Genomic DNA, 23,082 nt, shown 5'->3' with positions numbered 1-23,082 from the left:
GCCCACTCCTGCAACCGCATGAGTGGGTCGCGTGGCAGTTTCGACGCCGAGCCGTCGCCAGTTTCTGATCGCTTCCGGGGCGACACTCGCCGGTATTGCCGTTTCCAGCAGCGGCTTTGCCAATTTTGCCCCCTATTACGCCTATCATCGCAGCGGCAATCCGCTCACTGGCAAGACCGATCCCTTCACGCTCGGTGTGGCAAGCGGCAGTCCGACCGCCAATGGCTTCATCCTGTGGACGCGCCTGGCGCCTGATCCGCTTTCGCCCGATTCCGCGGCACCCGGTGGCATCGCACTGAAGGACCACCCGTTGGGCATCGCGCTCGACGTCGAGATCGCTGCCGATCCCGCCATGCGCCATGTGCTGCGCCAAGGGACGGCACTTGCCGAAGCCGCGCACGGTTTTTCCGTTCATCTGCCGGTCGATGGTCTCACATCAGACCGGCCCTATTGGTACCGCTTCCATCTCGGCCCCTATACGAGTGCTGTCGGCAGCGCACGGACCTTGCCGCGCGCGGGTCGACCGGCGGATCGGCTGACGCTCGGGTTCACGTCCTGCGCCAATTTCGAACGCGGCTATTTCTCCGGCTACCGTCACCTGGCTGCCGAGCAGCCCGACCTCGTCCTGATGCTGGGCGATTACATCTACGAACAGGTCGAACAGAATCGCCCGGTGCTGCGCCGTCACAGCGACAACGCGGTGCCGACGACGCTCGATGGCTATCGACGGCGTTATGCGCAATACCGGCTGGATCCGGATCTGCAGAACCTGCATGCGACGGCACCGACGCTCGTCACCTGGGACGATCACGAGGTCGAAAACGACTATGCCGGCGATTGGTCGGAAAATTTTGCGCCGCCCGCGGCATTCGCGCGGCGCCGCCAGGCGGCCTATCGCGCCTTTTACGAACACATGCCGGTGCGCAACCGGCCGCACGCAGCCGGTCTCGATATCTATGACAGCGTGACGGTCGGCGATCTTGCGCGCGTCTCGCTGTTGGATGGCCGGCAATACCGCAGCCGCGGCGCCTGCTATGCGGCACCGGGTCAGGGCGGCGGGCATCAGGTCGACAGCCGCACCTGTCCCGAACTCATGGATCCCTCACGCTCGATGCTGGGCCTCCGGCAGGAACAATGGCTGGGCGGCAATCTTGCCACCTCGCCGGCACGGTGGAACATCGTGGCGCAAAACGTGATCATGGCCGAGCTTGACGCGCGTGACGCCGCTGGCACGGTCACGGCCTGGACGGATGCCTGGGACGGCTACCCATTGGCGCGGCGGCGCCTGTTGGAACAATTGACCCGGGCGCGCAATCCCGTGGTCTTCAGCGGCGACATCCATTCCTTCTGGAACAACGATCTGATGCTGGATGGCCGCACCGTCGCCAGCGAATTCGTGACCTCGTCGATCACCTCGGACGGGCCACCCCAGGCGCATCTCCAAGCCATGCTGGATGCGCATCCCCATGTCCATTTCGCCGAAAGCAGGAAGCGCGGCTATTCCCTGGTCGAAATGACGGGCGGCACGCTCACCAGCCATTTCCGCACCGTCAGCCATGTCGGCGATCCCCAGGCCAGTCTAGCCACGCTGCGCAGCTTCGTCATCGAGGACGGCCGGGTCGGTGCCGCGGCCGCGTAGGCCCATCGCAATATCCTCGACCATCAGCGTGCCGACCACGAGAACGACCGGCAGTGCGCAGGCGATAAAGGCCTTGGCCGCCGGGGTCCCGCGCATCAGGTCGCGGATCAACAGCACCAGATTCAAGAGAAAGAAAACGGCCGAGACCAGGCCCCATAGGATGAACCCGAACATCATCCCGCCGCCCGCATCCGGCCCGCTCGGCCCCGCCGCCTCCAGCGCCAAAGCGGCCGGGATCAGCAGGGCCACGAACCCCACATAGCCCAAATTCCGCCGTCCGACCCAGCGCATCCAGTTCATCTCTTTTCCACCTCTTCCAATACCTGCCAGCCAATCGAACTTTGTCGATTTCACTGCATAGCAAGTCGAAAACCCGATATGCAACCACCCCCAACCCACCCCAAAATTTTTTTTAACAACATAGCCCTATCGGAGATTCGATCCCATGGCCCTTCCAGCACACGTCAAATACGTCGTCATCGGCGCCGGCATCCACGGCCTCTCCTCGGCTTGGCATCTGGCTGAGAACCTGCGCAAGAGCGGCAAGGGGTCGGGGGCGGATGTGCTCATCATCGACAAGACGGCGATTGCGGCCGGCGCTTCGGGCATTGCCTGCGGGGTCGTGCGCAACAACTATTTCCAGCCGGCGATGCGCCGCTTGATGGCGCATTCGGTCAGTGTCTGGGAAAGCGACCCGGAAGCCTTCTCCTATCATCCCGTCGGCTATATGCAGATCAGCCCGGAAGTGATGCACCAGGACGTGGCCTCGATCTACGCGCAGCAGAAGGAGATCGGCTACACCTCGACCTTCATCGAGGGCGAGAAGGATTGCATGACCTATATGAAGGGCATCTTCGACGATTGGCAGGCCAAGGGCATCACCTCGGTCCTCCACGAGAAGAAGGGCGGCTATGCCAACAACACCGCGGCTATGTACGGCCTCGCCAAAAAAGCCGAGGCCGAGGGTGTGCGCATCGTGACCGGCGTCGAGGTGAAGGGCCTGAAACGCGACGGCAAGGGCGCCGTCACCGCGGTCGAGACCAACCAGGGCGATATCAAGTGCGACTATGTCATCGCCGGCATGGGACCCTGGGTGCGCTCGGTCTGGAAAATGCTGGACCTGCCCGATGCCATTTCGATCAAGGGCAAGGACGGCAAGATGCACGAGAACGTGCCGATGTGGGTCTATTGGTCGCTGCAGGAAGGGACCCTTGGCGTCGATCCGGATCTGCAGAAGACCAATGACGGCAAGCTGCCGCCGGTGATCCATGTCGACACCGACGCGCCGCTCTATTCCGACGAGGACGGCTCGCTCATCACCGACAAGCTGTGGGGCATCTATTACAAGCCCGACTTCCATTTCGGTGGCGTCCAGGGCGGCGCCATGCCGTTCAAGGTGCAGACCGAGCTCAACAAGGTGCGTGTCGACCCTTACGGCCCGGAAAGCCCGGAATTCATTGTCGGTGACGATTTCGCGCATATGTGGGTTTCGGCCTTGGCGTTCTGCCAGAAGCGCTTCATGGGCACGATGCCCAAATACAAGAAGGAGCCCTCGGGCGGCATCGGCTGCTTCACCGCCGACAGCTTCCCGGTCTTCGACAAGTTCGCCGAGAACGTCTACGTCATCGCCGATTCCAACCACGGCTATAAGATGATCGGCGTCGGCAAGCTGGTGGCCGACGACATCTGCGGCATGGGCGACGAATTGCTGCGCCCGTTCCGCTTCTCGCGCTTTGCCGAAGGCAAGCTGCACCCGACGTCGAACTCGCCGTTCCCGTGGAGCTGATACCAATCATTCGTCATCCCCGGGCTTGACCCGGGGATCCACTGTTTGCCTGAGAGAGTGGATGCCCGGGTCAAGCCCGGGCATGACGACTGTATGAGTTGTCTAAGCCCCCTCGATCCCCATCAATTGCCGCCGGGCAAAGTGGAGGTGGCTGGTGACCATGGCCGCGGCACCTTCGACATCGCGGCTGGCGATGGCGCCGAGGAGTGCCCGGTGCTGGCGGTTGTATTCGGCGATGCGGGCGGGTGTGAGCACCTTGTCGCGCATCGAGGCCCATTGGTCGTGGGAGCGGATCTCGTTGATGTGCTGATAGAGCCACAGCACCAAGCGATTATGCGCGGCTTCCGCGAGCAGCAGATGGAACTGGGTGTCCCATTCGGTCCAGATCTCCGGATCGTCGCCGGCCGCCTCGGCCTTCTCGATCGCCTCGGTCATCTTCTCGAGATCGCGGTTGGTGGCATTGAGGACCGCGAGACGCGTCATATGCGGTTCGAGCCCCAGCCGCGCTTCGATCAGTTCAAGGGGCGAGGTCGAATCGGCGATGTTGTCGAGGTCTGAAACCGGGCGGTGATTGACGAAGGTGCCGCTACCCACGCGCCGGGTGACCAACCGTTCCTGTTCCAATTGATCGAGCGCCAAGCGCACCGTGGTGCGGCTGGCCTCGAATGCATCTGCGAGATGGCGTTCGGCCGGCAGCTTCTCGCCGTGCTTGTAGGTCCCAGCCACGATGGCCTGGCGCAATTGGCCGGCGATCCAAACGGAACCCCGATTGCCATCGACCGGCAGCAGGCTGCCATCTGTTGCGCTGCGGCCCGCCCCGGAACCGGCGGCATCCTTCGCTGGTGTACCAATTCGACCCAATTCTGATCCTTTGAAAAAATTGGTTGGCAGCCTTAGGACCGCCATGCAAGGATCGGATTATGCGAGTGGGGTAGCCATACGGTCAATCGCCGTCAGTCACGCCCGCCCACAAGCAAATCTTGCGAGCGCGACTGCCGTATCGGAGGGAAACGCGAAAGACCAGTAAGGCCCAATTCTCCACCGCCCGCGAAGGATCGCTTTAGTCGGCACCAAAGACCGGCCAAGCGAAACGAAGAAGAGTTGTTCATGAGCAACTGACGCGGAATGCCGGGAGCGTCCCGGCATCGCTCAACAGCGGCCAACGAGTCGCTGCTTTGGGGAGGGTGAGATGACTGACCTTGAGGCACACGTCGCACAAAAAGGGCGGAAGGAGCTTGTCAAACAAGTCCGCGCCCAGATCAATGCACTCGGTATAAAGTATATCTACTACCAATTCGTTTCCGTGACCGGCCGCATCGTCGGCAAGGGCGTTCCCGCTGATCATTGGGAAACGGTCGCCGAAAAAGGCTTCCAGCTGGTCTACGGATCGACCGCCAATCTCTTCGTCGATCGCCGCAAGAACTATATCGGTTACGGCCCGGAAGCCTCCGAACTGGTGGGCATACCCGACCCTGAGACCTTCGTGCAGCTGCCGTGGGACAAGCGTGTCGCACGCGTCTTTTGCACCTGCTTCCGCAATCGCGAGGAGCGCGAGAATCCCGGCGGCCATTTGAGTTCTGACTGCCGCGGCAACCTGCGCATCATCCATGACGAGTTCAAGAAGAAGCACAAGGGCCTGCATCTGCGCCACGGCTGCGAACCGGAAATGATGTGGCTGAAGAAGGGCGACAATGGCTTGCCCGATGGTGGCTTCTCGAAGCCCAACTGCTATCACATCGACCAGTTTGAAAGCCTGCGCCCGGTCTTCATGAAGGTCATCGAATATGCCCAGGCGATGGGCCTCGACATGATCCAGGGCGACCATGAGGATGCCCCGGGCCAGCTTGAGCTGAACTGGATGTACGACGACTGCATGCGTACCGCAGACCGTCTCACCACCTATCGCCAGATCTGCGCGCAGGTCGCGCGGGAGAACAACCTCATCGCTTGCTTCATGCCGAAGCCCTTCATGGGTGTCTCCGCATCGGGCTGCCATCACAATCTGTCGCTGTGGACTGGTGGCGACGACCAGGTCAACAACCTGCATCAGGAAAAGCTGCCCGGACAGAAAGACGTGTTCTCGTATAGGAAGGGCGGCGTCAACACCTTCATGCCGGGCAAGGGCGGCGGCAAGCCGGGCCAGATCGGACTCTATGCCATCGGCGGCGTGATCAAGCATTTGAATGCGCTCACCGCCATTGGTTCCTCGACGGTCAATTCATATCGCCGCCTGTGGGACACCGGCTTCTGGGCACCGGTCTTTGCCGATTGGGGCTACCAGAACCGCACCTGCGCCTTGCGCATCTCGGCACCCGGCCGCTTCGAATACCGCTCGGTCGATGCCGCGGTGAATCCGTATCTGATGGCTGGCGCATTGCTGAAGGCCTTCGACGACGGCATCAGCAACAAGATCGATCCCGGCGAACCGGAAGAGCGCAACATGTACGAGGCCATTGCCGCCGGCAAGAAGGTCAAAAAGCTGCCGATGAGCCTTGGCGAAGCGCTCGATCACCTCGAGAACGACAAGGTCATCAACAGCGCCCTGCCGGGCGACATGATGCGTGTCTTCATGCACTACAAACGTGACGAGCATGAAAAGTTCATGGCCACCGTCACCAATTGGGATCTGGAGCAGTATTGGGACATCCTGCCCTGACGGGCAGGACGTCCTTGGACTTCTCTGCCGTTTAACTTCAAGGAGAGTTATCCATGTGTGGAATCGCAGGATTGATCCACCGCGGCAAGACCGGCGACATCGGCACCGAGATGACCGCGATGCTGCAAAGCTTGAAGCATCGCGGGCCGGACTCAACCGGCTTTGCGCTCTATGGCAGCCCCAAGGGCAATACCTTGATCATGCGCTTCAAGGTCGCCGAGCAGGAGGATATGAAGCATGGCTTCAAGATCCATGACCAGGTGAAGGACCGGAAGGCCGAGGTCGATAAGCGCCTCAAGGAACTGGGCGCCACGATCGTGCAGGCGGAGAATGCCACCGAATATGCCTTCCGCTACACGCTCGATTTCGGCGGCGACAAGAAGAAGCTCGCCAACTATATCGAGGATATCGACGGCGCCGAGATCCTGTCGCTGGGTTATGGCCTGGAACTGATCAAGGATCTGGGTGACGCCGCTGACGTCTCCGGTGCCTATCACCTCAAAGGCTTCAAGGGCAGCCACGCCTTGGGCCATACGCGCATGGCGACGGAATCGGACGTCGACATCCGCTCGGCCCACCCCTATTGGGCCTATCCCTTCGCCGACGTTTCCGTCGTGCATAACGGGCAGCTCACCAATTACTGGACCGGGCGGCGCAACCTGGAACGCCGCGGCCATCGCTTCATGTCGAACTGCGACAGCGAACTCATCGCCGTCTACCTTGCCGACAAGATGCAGCAGGGCGCCGAGCTCAAAGACGCGATGACCGATTCCATCGACGAACTGGACGGCGTCTTCACCTATCTGGTCGCCACCGCCGACAGCCTCGGCATGGCCAAGGATGTGATGGCCGCGAAGCCGATGGTTCTTTACGAGAGCGACGACTTCATCGGCCTGGCGTCGGAAGAAGTCGCCATCCGCAGCGTGTTTCCGCACGAGATCGACACCTTCGACCCCTATGAGGGCGAAGTGCGGGTCTGGAAGCGGTAATCAGGATCACTTTAGCCAGGAGCCGACTATGGCGCTTCGCACACAGTCACACGAAATGGGGATGCATACCGAGAAGCTCTCGGGCCGCACCCAGCAGCGATTCTTCTCGCCGTCGGAAGAAGAGAATTTCACCTATCCCGGCGCTTATGACGTCGATTTCAACAAGCGCGCCGAGTTCGACGCCGAGAAACTCTCGACCTCGGAGATCAACCTGAAACTCCGCGACCTGATGAAACAAGGCTATGGCACCATCGTGATGCGCAATCCCGGTGCCAAGCATGCAATCGCCGTCGGCATCCTCAACAAGCTCAACCTGCAGATCGAAGGCAGCCTCGGCTATTTCGGCTGCGGCCTGATCGATGGGCCGAACATCCACATCAAAGGACGCGTGGGTTGGTCCTGTGCCGAGAACATGCTGGCCGGCACCGTGGTCATTGAGAAGAATGCGGGCTCCACTTTCGGTGCGGCCATTCGCGGTGGCGATTTGGTGTGCAAGGGTGATGTCGGTGCCCGCATGGGCATCGACCAGAAGGGTGGCACCATCATCGTCGGTGGTCGCTGCGGTGCCTTTTGCGGCTTCATGATGCAACGCGGACGCATGGTCATCCTGGGCGACGCCGGCAAGAACCTCGGCGATTCGATGTATGACGGCACCATCTATGTCGGCGGCAAGATCGAAGGCCTGGGCGTCGACGCGGTGCCGGGCGAGATGAACGAGCTCGACTGCCAGTGGATGGAGCGGAAGTTGAAGCTCTATGGCCTCAAGGCGCCGAACGGGGTCAAGAACATGACCAAGATCGTCGCCGGCAAGCAGCTGTGGAATTACGACAATCTCGAGCCTTCGGAGAAGAAGCTGATCCTGTAACGCAACAGGACCTTTGCTACTTCCTCCCATCAGAGACAAGGAACAGCCAGATGGCAAAAGAGAAGAAGGCTCCGGCCGCTCAACCCAAGGATAAGAAGCCGCTGTCGCGCGACACCTCGCGCCTTGGCAACAGCTTCATGTTCCCGCCGACCGTCATCGACGACATCCACATCAAATCCGAACTTGGCCGCTATCGCATGCGCGGCTTCTCGCTGTTCAAGAAGATCCCGAGCTGGGATGACCTGACCTTCCTGCCCGGCACCCTCACCCGCTTTGTGATCGAGGGTTACCGCGAGAAGTGCGAGACCAAGACGGTCATCGGGCCGAAATGCAAACGCCCGCTGGTGCTCGACGTGCCGGTCTATATCACCGGCATGAGCTTTGGCGCTCTCTCCTTCGAAGCCAAGATCGCGCTGGCGCGTGGCGCCACCATGGCGGGGACGGCGACCTGTTCCGGTGAGGGCGGCATGATCCCCGATGAGCGCCGCTTCAGCTCGAAATGGTTCTATCAATGCATCCAGTCGCGCTATGGCTTCAACCCACACCATCTGCAATTGGCCGATGCCTGCGAATTCTTCATCGGGCAAGGGTGCAAGGTGGGTCTCGGCGGCCATCTGATGGGCCAGAAGGTGACCGACCAGGTTGCCGAAATGCGCTCGCTGCCCGCCGGCATCGACCAGCGCTCACCAGCGCGCCACCCGGACTGGCTGGGGCCGGACGATCTGGCGTTGAAGATCCAGGAAATCCGCGAAGCGACCAACTGGGAGATTCCCATCCAGCTGAAGCTCGGTGCGGCGCGCGTCTATGACGACGTGCGCATGGCGGCAAAGACCGGTCCGGACAGCATCTATATCGACGGCATGGAAGGCGGCACGGGCGCCGGTCCGCACATCGCCACCGAGGAAACCGGTGTGCCCGGCATCGCCGCCATCCGCCAGGCAAGGAAGGCGCTCGACGATGTGGGCAAGACCGGCGAAATCAGCCTGGTCTATGCCGGCGGCATCCGCAATGGCGGCGATGTCGCCAAAGCATTGGCGCTCGGCGCCGATGCGGTGGCCATCGGTCATTCGGCGCTGATGGCGCTCAACTGCAACAAGGATATCCCCGAGGCCGACTTCCCCAAGGAGATCGGTTGCGAGGCCGGCTATTGCTATCATTGCCATACCGGCCGTTGCCCGGTGGGTGTCGCGACGCAGGATCCCGCCTTGCGCAAGCGGCTCGATCCCGATGAGGCGGCGGAGCGGGTCTACAACTTCCTCCACTGCCTGACCATCGAAGCGCAGATGATGGCGCGTGCGTGCGGCAAGACCAATGTGCACTCGCTGGAACCGGAAGACCTCGCAGCACTCACCATGGAAGCCTCGGCCCTGGCGCAGGTGCCGCTGGCTGGTTCGCAGCACACGGTCGGCCGCCCCGACATGACCCGTTACTAAGGAGGAACCGATGGCAGAGAAGAAGCCCGCGGGTAAGGAAGACGTCGACAAGTATTTGAAGGGCGATGGTCTCGATTCCAGCCGCGAGAAGGAGATCGGTCAACACATCGGCTATCGCTACGATGTGAACCTTGTCCCTGACTACAACCGGTTGACGCCGTTCCTGAAGAAGTATCTGGAGACGATGGGCTGGGACGACCTCAATTGGCTCGAGGACGTGCATATGGGCTATGAGGAAGGCCGGGCCGCCGTGTTCGACCGCAACATCAACGGCTGGGTCACGGTGCCTCAGGACCTCAAGCTGCCGGACAATCAGCAGGACCGCGACATGATCGCGCGCGAATTGCTGATCAAGTTCCAGATGTCGCGCAAGCACCCGATGGTCGACCTCAATAAGGCCTATCGGAAGTTCTAACCAGCCCCATTAACCCGCTCAAGGTCCTGCCCCGCCGTGTCGCAACGGCGGGGCTTTTTTTGTCTTCACCCGTCGTCATGGTCCACCTTCGGCGACCATGACGAACTCTGCGCTACTCCCGATCTTCAAATCCGCTTTCGCCTTCGCTCCGGCCCCAATCGGGACTGAACGAGACGATGCGGACGCCGGCCGGAATGTTGGGGTTGAACATGCGGTTATGCCAGTAGGTCGCCTGATAGAGCGGGTCGTGTTCCGATAGCTCGGTCACCTTCACAAGCAGGCGGAAGCGCTGGCTGAGCTCGGCAAAATCGAGATAGACCTTGCCCTGGCCCAGCAGCTGGTCGACCAGCGTCGTGCCGGGGCCGAACAAGGCCGTCAGCGTGTCGTCGAAATCACGGAAGCGCTGGAAATAGCCGGCGGCCATGTGCTCGGTCGCCTTCTCCCAGCGTTCGACCGGGTCCTGGGTCTTCAAGACCTGGTGGCGGAAGAAGGCGGTGGAATCTTCGGTATCAGCCTTGTGCAGCAGAACGACGGTCGAGCCGGCCAGTTGGCTGTCATCGCGCGCGAAGATAACGGGGCGCATGCCGGCACTGGGCCGGCCGCCGCCTTCGCGCATCGCCATCTGCCGCAGCCGGCATTGCCAGTGCAGGAAATCTTCACGCAAGGCCGCCGCCGCTTCGCCGATGAGGACCACCTTGTCGGAATTCTTCGCCATCTCGCCTCGCCTTTCGATTGGCCTCGACGATATCGCGCGCGCCCGCGCGCCGCAACGCTCGGCTCAACCAATCCTGGGCCATCTTTGCCAAGAATGTGCTGGATTGGGCGGGCAGTTTGTCGCATCATCAATAGGAGATGATTCAGCATCGACGCGTGACCGGCGAGGGGGAAATTCGCTTGGGATTGCAGCGTTTGAGACGTGAATTCAGAGACTCACCCGGAATGCAGTCGGCGCTCCGGGATGATGCGGTGGCGTCGGTGACGCGGGCCGCCCAGCATTGCGCCGACATCAGAAAACAGACCAATCACGACCAAAGCCGCTGAGCCCGATCGCTCTGCGGCCGCATGTGTTTGCTTACACGCGTTTCGGCTCGAACTGTAGCGTCTGATGGGATCAGACGGCCGGCGGCAACGGGGGCTGCACGGTCGCTCATTCAGGCAAGCGGCAAGGACAGAAGGACCCCGGGATCGTCAACTCGAAAACACTAGTGAGGGGAACTGGAGAGATGTCTGCGGAAACGATGTCCGGCCCTGCCAAGGGCGAACTGGTACGCGCGATCGACTGGCGCGGTGCCTTCTGGGTGGCGAGCGGCGTGCCCGCCCTCGTCCTCTTCTCGATCGGCGGCATTGCCGGCACGGTCGGCATTCCGGCCTTCGCCATCTGGGCTGTCTCGATGGTGATGGGCTTCATTCAATCCTTCACCTATGCCGAAATCGCCGGCCTTTTCCCGAACAAATCGGGCGGCGCCTCGGTCTATGGTGCTGCCGCCTGGCTGAAATACGGCAAGTTCATCGCCCCGCTCTCGGTGTGGTGCAACTGGTTTGCCTGGACGCCGGTGCTGTCGCTGGGTTCGGCGATCGCCGCCGGCTACATCCTCGGCATCATGGAGCCGGCGCCAGCCGCCGAAGCTATCGCCGCCAAGATCGCCGAAGCGGCAGCCACCGGCACGGTCCTCGACGATGCGGGGGCGACGGCAGCGCTGATGCCGCTCCACAATTGGGGCTTCACCTTCGATCTTCACTTTTTCATCCTTTCCTTCAACTGGACCTTCGTCATCGGCGCCGTCCTGATGCTGATCGCCTTTGCCATTCAGCACCGCGGCATTCTCGGCACCGCCAAGGTGCAGACGGTGGTGGGCCTCATCATCGTCCTGACCCTGCTCATCGTCGGCGTGGTGCCGTTCTTCAACGGCAATTTCTACGCCTCGAACTTCTCGCCCTTCGTGCCGCTGGCGGCACCCTATGCGCCTGAGCCCGGCTCATGGAACATCGCCGGCTGGACATTGATCTTAGGGGGCATGTTCATCGCCGCCTGGTCGACCTACGGTTTCGAAACGGCGATCTGCTACACCAGCGAGTTCAAGAACCCCGAGACGGATACCTTCAAGGCGATCTTCTATTCAGGGCTCTTGTGCCTGGTGCTGTTCATCCTGGTGCCGATCACCTTCCAGGGCTATCTCGGCCTCAATGGCATGCTGGATGGCGGCATCGTTGCCGGCACGGGTGTGGCGGATGCCATGGCCCGCATGGTGGGTGGCGGTCACTTCATGAACGTCATCTTCGTGTTCCTGATGATCGCTTCGCTGATCCTGATCATCATCACGGCGATGGCGGGTTCGTCGCGCACCCTTTACCAGGGTTCGGTCGATGGCTGGCTGCCGAAGTTCCTCAGCCACGTCAACCATAACGGCGCGCCCACGGGGGCGATGTGGACGGATCTCGGCGTCAACCTCGTGCTGCTCTCGATCGCTGCCACCGACGCCACCGCCTATTACTGGATCCTCGCGGTTTCCAACTGCGGCTATATCATCTTCAACTTCCTCAACCTCAATGCGGGCTGGATCCATCGCATTGATGCCGGGCATGTGCGGCGCCCCTTCAAGGCGCCGACCATCATCCTCGCCGCCGGCACGATCCTCGCCTTCGTCAACGCCATGTTCATGGGTGCTGGCGCCAAAGTGTGGAACCCGACCGCGCTGTGGAGCGGCATCGTCGTCGCCGCCTTGATCATCCCGGTCTTCTGGTATCGCCATTATGTGACGGATAAGGGCCAGTTCCCGGCGCGCATGCTGGAAGATCTGGGCCTCAAGGATGCGGGGCATCTGGGTGAACGCAAGGCCGGCATGCTGCCTTACATCACCCTCATCGCCGGCGTGGCGGTGGTCCTGGTGTCGAACTGGATCTTTACACTCTGACGACCTGAAGGAGAAACGGGGCGGGGTTTTCGGACCCCGCCCCTTTCTTTTGGCAGTGCACATGACCGCCATCGACCCGCATCTCATCGACACCTTCCGCCGCGACGGCTTCGTCATCATCCGCGACTTCCTAGGGCCGGAGACGATCGCCGCTGCGCGGTCGCGGTTCGAGCCGCTGTTTCAGGGCAAATTCGAGACTGGGCTTTACCCAGACGAATGGAACTGGATCGAGGGGCGCGATCCGCCCGACCGGACGCGGCAGATCTGCAATGGCTGGCGCGCGGACAAGACGGTGGCACGCATCGTCCTCTCAGAAAAGGTCGGCGCATTCTGCGCGCGCCTTGCGGGCTGGCAGGGTGCGCGCATCGGCCAGGACAATGTGCTGTGGAAGCCGCCCGGTGCCAAATCGCTGGGCTTTCACCAGGATGACAGCTATTGCCATTGGGTCGTGCCGGCCGGGTATGTCACCTGCTGGATGACGCTGGACGATACTTCGGCCGCCGGCGGCACGATCGAATATGCGCGGGGCTCGCATCTGTGGCCGCTCTCCAAACCGAAGGGCAAGTTCCACGCCCCCGACGATTACCGTGCGACCTTGCGCGAGGCGGCGGCGGAGGCCGGCGGCAGCATCGACATCGTGCCGATCGAGGTGAAGGCCGGCGATGCGGTCATTCATCACGGCCATGTCTGGCACGGATCGGGCACCAACACGGCTACGGTCCCGCGCCGGTCGCTCGTCGCGCATTGCATCGCCGCCGAATGCCACTTCCACGAAACCGAGGTCAGCTACATCTACAGCCGCTATCGCCGGCAGGGCGACCTTGCGATGGATGAGAGCTTCTTCCCGATCCTGTGGCGCGCCGACGGCTATCGCTCGGCCTGGCTAAATGGCCTTTAATTGGTTGAAATATGTCTGACTTTGGTAACGCGATCATTGAAAGCCCTCTCTGCCATAGGTTATTCTTTTCCGCATGAGAGTGGCATTTGTGGCATGCCGGCCGGGCGCAACCAATTCGCTGTCCGGCCGCTGAACGGGGCTTGAACACGCTTAGATCATCTTAAAAAAATCAGGTGCAGGGAGCCGATATGAAAAAGCGAGTTGCCGTCATCGGTGCCGGTCCGTCGGGAACCGCCGTTCTCCGGGCTTTTCAATCCGCCGCCGCCAAGGGCGCCGAGATCCCCGAGGTGGTCTGCTTCGAGAAACAGGAAGATTGGGGCGGCCTGTGGAACTACACCTGGCGCACGGGGCTCGATGAATATGGTGAGCCGGTCCATGGCAGCATGTATCGCTATCTGTGGTCCAATGGGCCCAAGGAATGCCTGGAATTCGCCGATTACACCTTCGAGGAACATTTCGGCCGGCCCATCGCCTCCTACCCGCCGCGCGCGGTGCTGTGGGATTACATCAAGGGCCGCGTCGAAAAAGCCGGCGTGAAGAAGTGGGTGCGTTTCCGCACCCCCGTTCGCCATGTTACCTATGACGAGAAGACAGCCAAGTTCACGGTCGAGGCCCACGACCTCGTCAACGACAAGGTCAGCCGCGAGGAATTCGACCACGTCATCGTCGCCTCCGGCCATTTTTCGGTGCCGAACGTGCCGGAGTTTCCGGGCTTCCGCACCTTCAACGGCCGCGTCCTCCACAGCCACGACTTCCGCGATGCGGTCGAATTCAAGGGCAAGGACATCCTCATCATCGGGCGCTCCTATTCGGCCGAAGATGTTGGCTCGCAGTGCTACAAATACGGCGCCAAATCCATCACCACCTCCTACCGCTCAAAGCCCATGGGCTTCAAATGGCCGGCCAATTGGGAGGAGAAGCCGCTGTTGCAGCGGGTCGAGAACAAGACCGCCTATTTCAAGGACGGCAGCACGAAGGATGTCGATGCCATCATCCTGTGCACCGGCTACCTGCACCACTTCCCCTTCCTTGAGGACAAGCTGCGCCTGAAGACCGCCAATCGCATGTGGCCGACCGGCCTCTATCGCGGCGTGGTGTGGGAGGACAACCCGAAGCTCCACTTCATCGGCATGCAGGACCAGTTCTATACCTTCAACATGTTCGACGCGCAGGCATGGTACGCACGCGACGTCATTCTGGGGCGCCAGCCACTGCCCAGCCGCGCGGAGATGGAGAAGAACAGTGCTGCCTGGCGCGCGCGCGAAGAAACGCTGGAAGATGCCGAGCAGATGATCTGGTTCCAGGGCGATTACGTGAAGGAACTGATCGATCTTACCGACTATCCGAGCTTCGATATTGAGACGGTCAACAAGACCTTCATGGAGTGGGAGCACCACAAGCAGGAAGACATCATGGGCTTCCGCAATAATTCGTACCGCTCGATCATGACCGGCAACATGTCGCCCAAGCATCACACACCGTGGCTGCAGGCGATGGACGATTCACTCGAGAGCTATCTCAAGTCTAAGTGACTTCGTAAACGACTGGTTAAAACCGGGCAGCGTGGGTCAACGCGCTTCCTGGCGATAGGACCGGTTGCACTGCGGGATTACCATTTGTTTACCAGGCGAGGCTCATTTTCCCGTCACGGTCCATTTTCCCAAGCGGTGCGCCAAGCGTTAGACCAATGACACTGACTGATTCAGGAATGGCAATGATCGACGAAAGCCAGATGGGAAATGTCGGCAGCTTCGATACGCAGAGCGCTGCAGGCATGGGCGGCGTTGCCGACGAACGGCTGGCGGCATTGCTCAGCATCACCGGCCGCATGGACGGCTTCCTCTATCGCTGCCGCAACGACCCCAATTACACGATGCTCTATATCAGCGAGGGCATCTTGACGGTGAGCGGCTATCCGCCCAGCGACTTCATCGGCAACAAGGTTCGCGGCTACGCCTCGATCACGCATCCGGATGATCTGGCGGCCGTCGATGCCGCCGTCGGCAAGGCGTTGGAGACGCAGACCAACTGGAACATCGACTATCGCATCATGCCGCGGCAGGGTGAGGCGATCTGGGTGCATGAAATCGGCGGCGGCGTTTTCGATGCAGCCGGCAATCTCGAATTCCTCGAAGGCTTCATCATCGACATTTCGGAGCGCAAGCGGCTGGAGCAAGCCAACCGCGATCTCATCGACCGGATTGCGGTGATCTCGGAACATATCGTCAAGGATACCGGCAATATCCTTGAAGTGCTGCGCGCCTTGAAGATGCTGGCGCTCAACGCCCGCATCGAAGCGGCCCGCGCCGGCGACATGGGATTAGGATTTGCCGTGGTGGCGCAGGAGATCAAGACGCTGGCCACGACATCCGGCGCCTCGGCCGAGCGCATCACCAAGCTGATGAACGAGTTGCAGACCGTCCTCGCCACGCCGACGCAAGGCGGGCATTAAGGGTGGTCTGAGACGTCACCGCGGTTCGCCCCCCACCCCACCCTCCCCCTGAAGGGAGAGGGCTTTCAGTCTGAGATCGAACGAGCACCTCGCTCTTATCCCCTCTCCCTTCAGGGGGAGGGTTAGAGAGGGGGGCCACGTGACGAGCCGCGCCGCGCTCAACTCCGCGGCTTCAGCTTATCCGGATCGTAGAATGGGAAGCGCACCACGCGGGCCGGCAGGCGTTTCTGCTGGCCATCGATCTTGCCGATCTCCACTTCCGTGCCGATCGCTGCATAAGTGACATCCACGCGGCAAAGCGCGATGTTCTTGCCCAGGCTTGGTGAAATGCAGCCGGAGGTGACGACGCCGACCTGGGCGCGGCCCACATGCACGCAGTCGCCATGCCCCACCGCCTGCTTGGCCTCAATCTCGAGGCCGACAAGAACGCGTTGCGGATGCTCCTTGCGGCGGATGATCGCCTCGCGCCCGACGAATTCCTCATTGCCCTTCAGCGCCACCGTGAAGCCGATGCCGGCTTCGAACGGGTCGGTCTGATCGTTGAATTCGTAATTGGCAAAGACGAGGCCGGCTTCGATGCGCAGGATGTCGAGCGCCTCCAAACCCAGCGGCAACAGGCCATGCTTCTGGCCCGCTTCCCACACGGCGTCCCAGACCTTGGGCGCATCCTTGGGGTGGCAGAAGATCTCGTAGCCGAGTTCCCCGGAATAGCCGGTGCGAGAGACCAGCACAGCGGTGCCGTTGTAGTCGCCGATGCGGCCGACCGTGAAGTGGAACCATTGGATTTCATCGACGCGCGGCCGGGCCGGCGGCGTCCAGATGATCTCCTTCAGGATTTCGCGGCTCTTTGGCCCCTGCAGCGCGATGTTGTGCAGCTGATCGGTGGCAGACTTCACCCAGACTTGGCGCAGGCCTTTCTTCTCGGCCAGATCGCGCAGCCATTTGCCACCGAACTCGTCGCCACCGATCCAGCGATAGCGGTCGGGCCCCAGACGAAACACCGTGCCATCATCCACCATGCCACCGTGGTCATAGCACATGGCGGTATAGACCACCTGGCCATCGCTGAGCTTGCGGATGTTGCGCGTGCAGGCCGCCTGCAACAGGTCCTCGGCATCGGCCCCCAGCACTTCGAACTTCCGCAAGGGCGACAGATCCATCACCGCCGCCCCTTCGCGGCAAGCCCAGTACTCGGCCGTCGGCCCCGCATTGTTGAAGCGGCTGGGCAGCCAGAAGCCCTTATACTCGGTAAAGTTCCGCGTTAGCGTACTGGTGCGCGCATGAAAGCCGGTCTCGCGCGTCAATCTCGGTTCGGCATCTGGTGTCATGCGATAGGCCATGGCTCGGGTGAAGTCGCTCTTGGCATCATAGATGCGCACATGAATGTCGGTGGGGTTCCAGGCATTGGTGGCATCGATATCGTCGGGACATGCCGACGATCCGCAAACCAGATCCTTGAGCGCCCGCATCAGCACGTAATCCCCCGGCCGCGACCAGGGATCGTCGAGGAAGATCGCATTCGAGGCATTGACGCCGGTATTGTAGAAAAGATTGACCGCCTGCCAGCCGCGCCGCCGCGCCAGGCCGAAACGGTCCAGCACGTTGTTGAAGTTTTCCGAGCAGCTGGGATGTCCGGGATAGCCGGCGTCTTCGTAAAAGCGCGCGGTGCAGGCCAGGCCGAATGTGTCATGACGTCCGCAGGTATCGCGCACGACTTCAGTCAGCGCCTGCATGTCCATGTCGAAGAATTTCGACGCCAGGCCGGGACCCGGATAGATCGCCCCCAGCATGGTGCGTGTCGTCGTCATGTCGATGCCGCGCTCGCGCCCCTCGGCCAACTGGCGCGCGTCAAAGGCCACGAAATCGGAGCATTGCCGCCCGTCCACATCAATGACCTGGATGAACTGCCCTTCTTTCACCTCATAGGACAGCGCCGTGCATCGATCGACGCGGTATTCGGCGACAAGATCACCCAAAGGCGCCGGCAGCGTTGGGCTGGCCAAGGGGTTTACGGTCGCGCGGCGGATGATGACCGAAAGATCCGTCGCCGGCGTTTGCTCGTCCGGCAGCATGGCGGGGCCGTGACCGCGCGGGGCATGCAAAATGACGATCACTGCCCGCGCTGCGTTCAAGGTTACCTTGTCACCGGGGCGTGTGTCGCCTTCCAGGATGCGTGCGACGCCGTCGCTCCCTTTGGGCATCCGCCAATGGGCCAATTGGTGGCGCAGCTGATGGATCTCGTCCGGCGGGAGGCCGAAGCCAAGCGGGGTGCCGGCAAGGACGGCATCGATCCCCGCCGATACGGGCCCGGGTTGCAGGTTCAACGCAGCCAGGTCCGGCTTGAGGCTATCGGGGTGAAAGGCTGCCAGTTCACAGGGCTGCCGCCCTTCGCGGTCGACGATGTCGAGGCGGTCGCCGGCCTCGAGCCGAAGGATCAGCGCGCCGAGTCCGGCCAGCCGGTAACGCTCGGTTCCAGGATCCCAGCGTGGCAGGCCAGGTTCAATGACCCGTGGTCGCGCCGTTCCATCGCTCGACATGACGCCCATCTGACCTCAGCTTATCGCCGCACGAGACGACACCATTCTGAGCCCAATGATAGACCGCTGACGAACCACCTCTCAAGCCGGCAATCGACCGGCAACGGCGGATTTCCGCAACCAAAGCCAGACCGATTTGGGCAGCCGCGGAGTTATTTGAGCCCGGCGCGCTGGATGGCCGCCGCCACTTCCGCATTGCCGCACACGCGGTTGGCGCGACTGTATTCGGCGGCGGTATCGATGGTGAGCTGCTGTTGATTGCGCGTGACCTGAAACGCCGCGACGGCCTCCTGAACCGCGCGATTGATCAATGCGCCCAGCGCCGCGCGCGCATCGTTCTCATTGGCAGCCGGTACGGTGCGTGAAATCGCCCGCAGCACCTTGGGCCGGATGAGGCCGGACAGCTCGGGGAACAGCTTCTGATCGGCGCGCACATGCTTGGCCTCGTGACGGACGACTTCGTTCCAGAGGCAGCTGCCGCGCGGCACTTCGCGCGCGATATAGACCTTGGTGGCGACGGTCACGACGATTTCCAGCTGCGCGATCTCCCAGCAATAGCCGCCACCCGCCAGCGGTTCGCCGCGCATCTGCCAGTTGGTGCGGCCTTGCGCCTGGGCCGCGGTGGCACCGACGGCGAAGCGGAAATTCTCGAGACCGCGCGGCACGGCCAGGCTACGATCGGCCGACAATTGTGCGATGCCGTGGCTGACATCCTGGGTCGGGGGCTGTGCCAGCGTGCGGACTGAAACCACCGGCGGCGCGATGGCCTCGCCACAGTCCGCCCATGCCGTTTGGGCGCCGGCAAGGCAGATGAACAGCAGCAAGGCGGCGCGCAGAACCGGCTTTTCAGATCGCACTGTCGTCCAGCCGTTTCTTGACCAGTTTCAGATTCTCGCGCGCCGGAACATTGAGCGGATAGAGTGCCAGCACACGTTCGAACGCATCGCGCGCCGCCGCGTCGTGGGAGAGTGCCATGTTGACAACGCCGAGGCCAGAGATCGCCCCGAAATGGCGCGGCTCCAGTTCCAGGACGTGATCGATATCGGCGAGCGAAGCCGCGTAATCGCCGGTGAGGTAATGGAGCGTCGCCCGCCGGTTCCAGCCTTCGGCAAAATCCGGGCGCGCGGCGATGACGTCGTTGAACTTCTTGAGCGCGGTCGGATAATCGTCGTCGCCCATCGCCGCCTCGCCTTCCGCCATCAGGCGGTCGAGTTCCGGCCGGCCGCTCTCGCCCCAGATCTGCCAGATCATGAATTCGGTAACGCGCGCGATGTTGGCATTGGCTGTGTCGTGCAGGCGCTGGAACAGCGCCGGCAGGCGCGGATCGGTCTGGTCCGCCTGAGCCGCGCCACCGGCCAGCAGCAGGCCAACGCTTGCCAACAATGCAACAAGATCCAGGCGCTTCAAGCAACACCTCGCGAGCCAGCCGTCGACCCAACGATCATATCATCGCGGCGGCCGATCCGCCTGCCTATTTAAGTCCGGCCCGATGGAAGACCGCATCCCATTCCGCCTCGGGGCATGCCGCATCGACGCGGTCGTATTCCGCCTTGGTATCGATCTCGTCGCGATGCTGCTTTTCGCGGGCCGCAGAGAAATCGTCGAGTGCGGCGCCGATCGCCTTTTCGATCCGGGGACGAAAGGTTGCCATGGCCAACTGGCCTTTGGCAGAGAGAATTCCGCCCCCGGCGACGGCGGCGATCCTGGGCTTGAGCTCTTTGGGCAGGCGCGCGAACATCTTGGCGTTCAGCGTCACATGCTTCTGCTCGTGGTTCAGCACCTCGCGCCAGGGGCAGCTGTCGCGCGCGATTTCCTTGGCAACGAAAACGGTCGAGCGCAATGTGATGGTCATGCTGATACCGGCCACGTACCAGCAATGGGCGGTGGCGCCGGACGGCATACCGGTCAATTGCAGATCGGCCTTGCTGCGCCATTCAACGCTGGTGAGGCCGAAGCTGTAGATCGACTTAAGGGCCGGGTCCTCATGGGGCCGCATCTTGCGGGTGAGCGCCTGCAGCCCCAGGGCCGAATTCTGCGCGAGCTTGCCTTCGACCAGCTTGATCTTGATTTCGGGCCCGTCGGTCGGCGGCGTGCAGCTTTTCGCCCAGGCGGACTCCGGCAGCAGCAAAGCCAGGCACAGCAGAACAAGGCCGATGAGGACATTGCCGATAGGGGGTTCCGTCGCCAACTGCCATCCCTATAATATGCCCGTTCAACACCCCATTCATTCGCAATATACTGAAAATCATGACCGCAGAAACCCATTTCTCCTCGACCTATGCCCAGGCGCGTGCCCGTTTTCGCGATGCCGCGAAAGCCGCTGGCGCCGAGACCGTCACCTATCAGAACCCGCAGCGCGGGCCCGATGGCGGCGATCTCTCGACCGATGTCGCCCGCATCGGGCCGAAGAATGCGGCGCGCCTGCTCATTGCCATGTCCTCGACCCATGGCGCGGAAGGTTTCTGCGGCTCCGGCATCCAGACGGGCTGGCTTCGGCAGGGGGCGTTCAAAAATCTGCCCGCCGGCACCGCCGTGCTGCTGGTCCATGCCATCAACCCCTATGGCTTTGCCTGGGTGCGGCGCGTGAACGAGGACAATGTCGACCTCAACCGCAACTTCCTCGACCACGCCAAGGCGTTGCCGCAGAATGACGGCTATAAGGAATTGCGCAGCGCCATCTGCCCCGATGCGTGGTCGGATGAATCGGAAGCGGCGGTGAAGAAGATCTTCGACGATTACGCTGCCCGCCACAGCAAGATCGACCTGCAGGCCGCGATCATGAACGGCCAGTATTGGGACAAGCAGGGCGTGTTTTATGGTGGCACCGGCCCCACCTGGTCGCGCCGCACATTGATCGAGGCGCTCTCGCCCTATGCCGCCACGGCGCGCGATGTGGCCTTCATCGATCTCCATACCGGCCTTGGCCCCTATGGCGTGGGCGAGATCATGTCGAACGATTTTGGCGGCACACCAGGAGCGGCGCGCGTGCGCGAGTGGTTCGGTGCGGAATCGACCCTGCTCGATGACGGCTCCTCGACCTCGACGGCGGTGACCGGCGACACGCAACTCGGCGTCGTCGCGGCCCTTCCCGACGTGACGCTGACCGGCATCACGCTGGAATACGGCACTGTGCCGGTCGATGCGATGATCGATGCCGTCAGGGCCGACAACTGGCTGCATGTCCATGGCAATCTCGACAGCGCCCAGGGCCGCAAGATCAAGAGCGAGATCCGCTACACCTTCTATCCGGACGAGAAGCTTTGGAAGGAAATGGTCATCGAGCGCGCCGTCGATGTGCTGGGCCGGACGATGAAGGGGCTGACGCAGAGCTGAATTGGGCTGCGGTCACAGCCTTTTGTACATCAGCGTCGTCGCATCGAGCCGGGCGGAGCGTGTATCGCGGCAATAGCCGGGGATCATGCCAGCGACGTCGAAGCCGAGATCGCGATAGAGCGGTTCGGCCGCATCGCCGCTCCGCGTGTCGAGGGTCAACAAGCTGCGCGCCAGCCTGCGGGCATGGGTTTCGATCTCGGCCATCAGCGCGCGGGCAATGCCGCGGCGGCGAAAATCGGGATGCACCAGGAGCTTCCTGACCTCGGCGCGGTGGCGCTGGTTCGGCATCGTGTCGTGATCGAGCTGCACCGTGCCAAGGATGCGGCCTTCCATTTCCGCCACCAGGATCACGACCTCGCCCCCCCGCACGGCAGGCAGCACCTTGCGCCGCCAATAATCGGTGGCATCAGTGGCGCCGAACGGCTCGACGAAGCCGACACTGGCCCCGTCGGCGACACAGGCCAGCAGCACGGCACCGAACTCATCGAGCCGCCGCATCATCTCGTCGGCGAGCACCGGCCGGATCGCAATCCCGGCCATCGCGTTTGGAGCCATCGTTACACCATGAAGAGGAGATAGCGGGCACCCTTCTTGCCCGCCTTGAAGGCATTGCCGCCAAAGAGCTGGTAACGCAGGCAATCGCCCGGTTCGAGTGGGTGGACATGCCCTGCGATGGTCAGCGTGAGCGCCCCTTCCAGCAGCACCAGATGATGCTCGAGGCCGGGTCGCGGCGGTGTTTCATAGAGGATCTCGGCCCCGGGCCGCAGCGTGCCTTCGATGATCTCTCCAGCCAGCCCTTGCGCCGGCGGCGAGACGGCGCGCCGATGAAAGCCGCTCGCCTGGTCCTGCCAGACCGGCTGATCCGCGCGCTTCAACAATGGTAGAAATCCCTCCTCCACCAGATGCATGAGGCGCGAGACGGTGAGGCCATAGGCGGCGCCGAGCTTCCCCAGCACGCTCGCCGTGGCGCTCACCTCGGCATTTTCGAGCCGCGACAGGGTGGCCCGGCTGACGCCGCTGCGGGCCGCGAGATCGTCGAGCGACCAGCCGCGCTCGCCGCGCAGAGCCTTCAGCCGCAGGGCGATGCGGTGGTCGATGGTGTCATCGGTTTTTCTCATATATGAGAATATTTCTCATATTTTGACGAGAGTCAACAGCTGCTTTCCT

Annotated in this window: 21 protein-coding genes; 12 read left to right on the top strand and 9 right to left on the bottom strand. The window is 62.1% G+C overall.

Annotation, left to right across the window (positions count from 1 at the left end; genetic code table 11):
• The first annotated feature begins 31 nt into the window (after positions 1 to 31).
• A complete protein-coding gene (locus SMD31_RS13150; RefSeq protein ID WP_320501355.1) occupies positions 32 to 1,639 on the top strand; it encodes an alkaline phosphatase D family protein in 1,608 nt (535 codons plus the stop codon).
• Here the strand turns inward: SMD31_RS13150 and SMD31_RS13145 are convergent.
• A complete protein-coding gene (locus SMD31_RS13145) occupies positions 1,580 to 1,939 on the bottom strand; it encodes a hypothetical protein (protein ID WP_320501354.1) in 360 nt (119 codons plus the stop codon). The genes SMD31_RS13150 and SMD31_RS13145 overlap by 60 nt on opposite strands.
• Positions 1,940 to 2,084: 145 nt before the next feature.
• Between SMD31_RS13145 and SMD31_RS13140 the strand changes: the two genes are divergently transcribed.
• Positions 2,085 to 3,425 (top strand): NAD(P)/FAD-dependent oxidoreductase, encoded by a 1,341-nt coding sequence (locus SMD31_RS13140; RefSeq protein WP_320501353.1) that lies wholly within the window; start codon positions 2,085 to 2,087, stop codon positions 3,423 to 3,425.
• Between the two features lie 102 nt (positions 3,426 to 3,527).
• Here the strand turns inward: SMD31_RS13140 and SMD31_RS13135 are convergent, their stop codons facing one another.
• On the bottom strand, positions 3,528 to 4,286 hold the full coding sequence (locus tag SMD31_RS13135) for a FadR/GntR family transcriptional regulator (protein WP_320501352.1): 759 nt from the start codon (positions 4,284 to 4,286) through the stop codon (positions 3,528 to 3,530).
• Between the two features lie 328 nt (positions 4,287 to 4,614).
• On the opposite strand from SMD31_RS13135, the gene SMD31_RS13130 reads away from it, so the two are divergent.
• From SMD31_RS13130 to SMD31_RS13110, 5 genes are read left to right on the top strand one after another with little or no spacing between them, the layout of a single operon-like run.
• Positions 4,615 to 6,081 carry a glutamine synthetase family protein gene (locus SMD31_RS13130; RefSeq protein ID WP_320501351.1) on the top strand — a complete coding sequence of 489 codons (1,467 nt, stop codon included), beginning with the start codon at positions 4,615 to 4,617 and terminating at the stop codon, positions 6,079 to 6,081.
• Positions 6,082 to 6,134: 53 nt separating this feature from the next.
• The gene (locus tag SMD31_RS13125) at positions 6,135 to 7,070 is read left to right on the top strand and encodes a class II glutamine amidotransferase domain-containing protein (RefSeq protein WP_320501350.1); all 936 of its coding nucleotides are present in this window, start codon (positions 6,135 to 6,137) and stop codon (positions 7,068 to 7,070) included.
• Between the two features lie 28 nt (positions 7,071 to 7,098).
• Entirely contained in the window at positions 7,099 to 7,935 is an 837-nt protein-coding gene (locus SMD31_RS13120) for a GltB/FmdC/FwdC-like GXGXG domain-containing protein (RefSeq protein ID WP_320501349.1), read from the top strand.
• Between the two features lie 50 nt (positions 7,936 to 7,985).
• Positions 7,986 to 9,368 carry an FMN-binding glutamate synthase family protein gene (locus SMD31_RS13115; RefSeq protein WP_320501348.1) on the top strand — a complete coding sequence of 461 codons (1,383 nt, stop codon included), beginning with the start codon at positions 7,986 to 7,988 and terminating at the stop codon, positions 9,366 to 9,368.
• Between the two features lie 10 nt (positions 9,369 to 9,378).
• Complete coding sequence (locus SMD31_RS13110) at positions 9,379 to 9,783, top strand: hypothetical protein (RefSeq protein WP_320501347.1); 405 nt, start codon at positions 9,379 to 9,381, stop codon at positions 9,781 to 9,783.
• Between the two features lie 112 nt (positions 9,784 to 9,895).
• Here SMD31_RS13110 and SMD31_RS13105 read toward each other — a convergent pair whose 3' ends face one another.
• Complete coding sequence (locus SMD31_RS13105; RefSeq protein ID WP_320501346.1) at positions 9,896 to 10,498, bottom strand: hypothetical protein; 603 nt, start codon at positions 10,496 to 10,498, stop codon at positions 9,896 to 9,898.
• A 508-nt stretch (positions 10,499 to 11,006) separates the two neighbouring features.
• Here SMD31_RS13105 and SMD31_RS13100 point away from each other — a divergent pair.
• From SMD31_RS13100 to SMD31_RS13085, 4 genes are all read left to right on the top strand, one after another.
• Positions 11,007 to 12,695, top strand: coding sequence for an APC family permease (locus tag SMD31_RS13100; protein ID WP_320501345.1), 1,689 nt, complete (start codon positions 11,007 to 11,009; stop codon positions 12,693 to 12,695).
• Between the two features lie 61 nt (positions 12,696 to 12,756).
• Positions 12,757 to 13,593, top strand: a complete 837-nt coding sequence (locus SMD31_RS13095) for a phytanoyl-CoA dioxygenase family protein (protein ID WP_320501344.1) — start codon at positions 12,757 to 12,759, stop codon at positions 13,591 to 13,593.
• 188 nt (positions 13,594 to 13,781) lie between these two features.
• A complete protein-coding gene (locus SMD31_RS13090; RefSeq protein ID WP_320501343.1) occupies positions 13,782 to 15,125 on the top strand; it encodes an NAD(P)/FAD-dependent oxidoreductase in 1,344 nt (447 codons plus the stop codon).
• 182 nt (positions 15,126 to 15,307) lie between these two features.
• Positions 15,308 to 16,045, top strand: coding sequence for a methyl-accepting chemotaxis protein (locus SMD31_RS13085; RefSeq protein ID WP_320501342.1), 738 nt, complete (start codon positions 15,308 to 15,310; stop codon positions 16,043 to 16,045).
• 158 nt (positions 16,046 to 16,203) lie between these two features.
• On the opposite strand, the gene SMD31_RS13080 is transcribed toward SMD31_RS13085, so the two are convergent.
• From SMD31_RS13080 to SMD31_RS13065, 4 genes are all read right to left on the bottom strand, one after another.
• The gene (locus tag SMD31_RS13080; protein WP_320501341.1) at positions 16,204 to 18,582 is read right to left on the bottom strand and encodes a DUF1989 domain-containing protein; all 2,379 of its coding nucleotides are present in this window, start codon (positions 18,580 to 18,582) and stop codon (positions 16,204 to 16,206) included.
• A 152-nt stretch (positions 18,583 to 18,734) separates the two neighbouring features.
• Positions 18,735 to 19,439 (bottom strand): hypothetical protein, encoded by a 705-nt coding sequence (locus tag SMD31_RS13075; RefSeq protein WP_320501340.1) that lies wholly within the window; start codon positions 19,437 to 19,439, stop codon positions 18,735 to 18,737.
• Entirely contained in the window at positions 19,429 to 19,989 is a 561-nt protein-coding gene (locus tag SMD31_RS13070; protein WP_320501339.1) for a tetratricopeptide repeat protein, read from the bottom strand. The genes SMD31_RS13075 and SMD31_RS13070 overlap by 11 nt, the downstream gene beginning before the upstream one ends.
• Before the next feature lie 64 nt (positions 19,990 to 20,053).
• Entirely contained in the window at positions 20,054 to 20,770 is a 717-nt protein-coding gene (locus tag SMD31_RS13065; protein ID WP_320501338.1) for a hypothetical protein, read from the bottom strand.
• A 59-nt stretch (positions 20,771 to 20,829) separates the two neighbouring features.
• Between SMD31_RS13065 and SMD31_RS13060 the strand changes: the two genes are divergently transcribed.
• On the top strand, positions 20,830 to 21,915 hold the full coding sequence (locus SMD31_RS13060) for a M14 family metallopeptidase (RefSeq protein ID WP_320501337.1): 1,086 nt from the start codon (positions 20,830 to 20,832) through the stop codon (positions 21,913 to 21,915).
• Positions 21,916 to 21,927: 12 nt separating this feature from the next.
• On the opposite strand, the gene SMD31_RS13055 is transcribed toward SMD31_RS13060, so the two are convergent.
• Complete coding sequence (locus SMD31_RS13055; RefSeq protein WP_320501336.1) at positions 21,928 to 22,470, bottom strand: GNAT family N-acetyltransferase; 543 nt, start codon at positions 22,468 to 22,470, stop codon at positions 21,928 to 21,930.
• 2 nt (positions 22,471 to 22,472) lie between these two features.
• Positions 22,473 to 23,033 (bottom strand): helix-turn-helix domain-containing protein, encoded by a 561-nt coding sequence (locus SMD31_RS13050; protein ID WP_320501335.1) that lies wholly within the window; start codon positions 23,031 to 23,033, stop codon positions 22,473 to 22,475.
• Positions 23,034 to 23,082 lie beyond the last annotated feature (49 nt).

The organism is Dongia rigui (genome assembly GCF_034044635.1).
Classification (GTDB): domain Bacteria; phylum Pseudomonadota; class Alphaproteobacteria; order Dongiales; family Dongiaceae; genus Dongia; species Dongia rigui.
Note: the sequence above shows the minus strand (reverse complement) of the source record. Positions and strands in the feature narration are given on the sequence as shown.

Bases quoted from the DNA above. Each gene is read 5' to 3' on its own strand.
- SMD31_RS13110 (WP_320501347.1), top strand. From the start codon at position 9,379: ATGGCAGAGAAGAAGCCCGCGGGTAAGGAAGACGTCGACAAGTATTTG.
- SMD31_RS13120 (WP_320501349.1), top strand. From the start codon at position 7,099: ATGGCGCTTCGCACACAGTCACACGAAATGGGGATGCATACCGAGAAG.
- SMD31_RS13055 (WP_320501336.1), bottom strand. From the start codon at position 22,470: ATGGCTCCAAACGCGATGGCCGGGATTGCGATCCGGCCGGTGCTCGCC.
- SMD31_RS13140 (WP_320501353.1), top strand. From the start codon at position 2,085: ATGGCCCTTCCAGCACACGTCAAATACGTCGTCATCGGCGCCGGCATC.
- SMD31_RS13125 (WP_320501350.1), top strand. From the start codon at position 6,135: ATGTGTGGAATCGCAGGATTGATCCACCGCGGCAAGACCGGCGACATC.
- SMD31_RS13100 (WP_320501345.1), top strand. From the start codon at position 11,007: ATGTCTGCGGAAACGATGTCCGGCCCTGCCAAGGGCGAACTGGTACGC.
- SMD31_RS13090 (WP_320501343.1), top strand. From the start codon at position 13,782: ATGAAAAAGCGAGTTGCCGTCATCGGTGCCGGTCCGTCGGGAACCGCC.
- SMD31_RS13060 (WP_320501337.1), top strand. From the start codon at position 20,830: ATGACCGCAGAAACCCATTTCTCCTCGACCTATGCCCAGGCGCGTGCC.
- SMD31_RS13115 (WP_320501348.1), top strand. From the start codon at position 7,986: ATGGCAAAAGAGAAGAAGGCTCCGGCCGCTCAACCCAAGGATAAGAAG.
- SMD31_RS13130 (WP_320501351.1), top strand. From the start codon at position 4,615: ATGACTGACCTTGAGGCACACGTCGCACAAAAAGGGCGGAAGGAGCTT.
- SMD31_RS13105 (WP_320501346.1), bottom strand. From the start codon at position 10,498: ATGGCGAAGAATTCCGACAAGGTGGTCCTCATCGGCGAAGCGGCGGCG.
- SMD31_RS13095 (WP_320501344.1), top strand. From the start codon at position 12,757: ATGACCGCCATCGACCCGCATCTCATCGACACCTTCCGCCGCGACGGC.
- SMD31_RS13050 (WP_320501335.1), bottom strand. From the start codon at position 23,033: ATGAGAAAAACCGATGACACCATCGACCACCGCATCGCCCTGCGGCTG.
- SMD31_RS13085 (WP_320501342.1), top strand. From the start codon at position 15,308: ATGATCGACGAAAGCCAGATGGGAAATGTCGGCAGCTTCGATACGCAG.
- SMD31_RS13080 (WP_320501341.1), bottom strand. From the start codon at position 18,582: ATGTCGAGCGATGGAACGGCGCGACCACGGGTCATTGAACCTGGCCTG.
- SMD31_RS13145 (WP_320501354.1), bottom strand. From the start codon at position 1,939: ATGAACTGGATGCGCTGGGTCGGACGGCGGAATTTGGGCTATGTGGGG.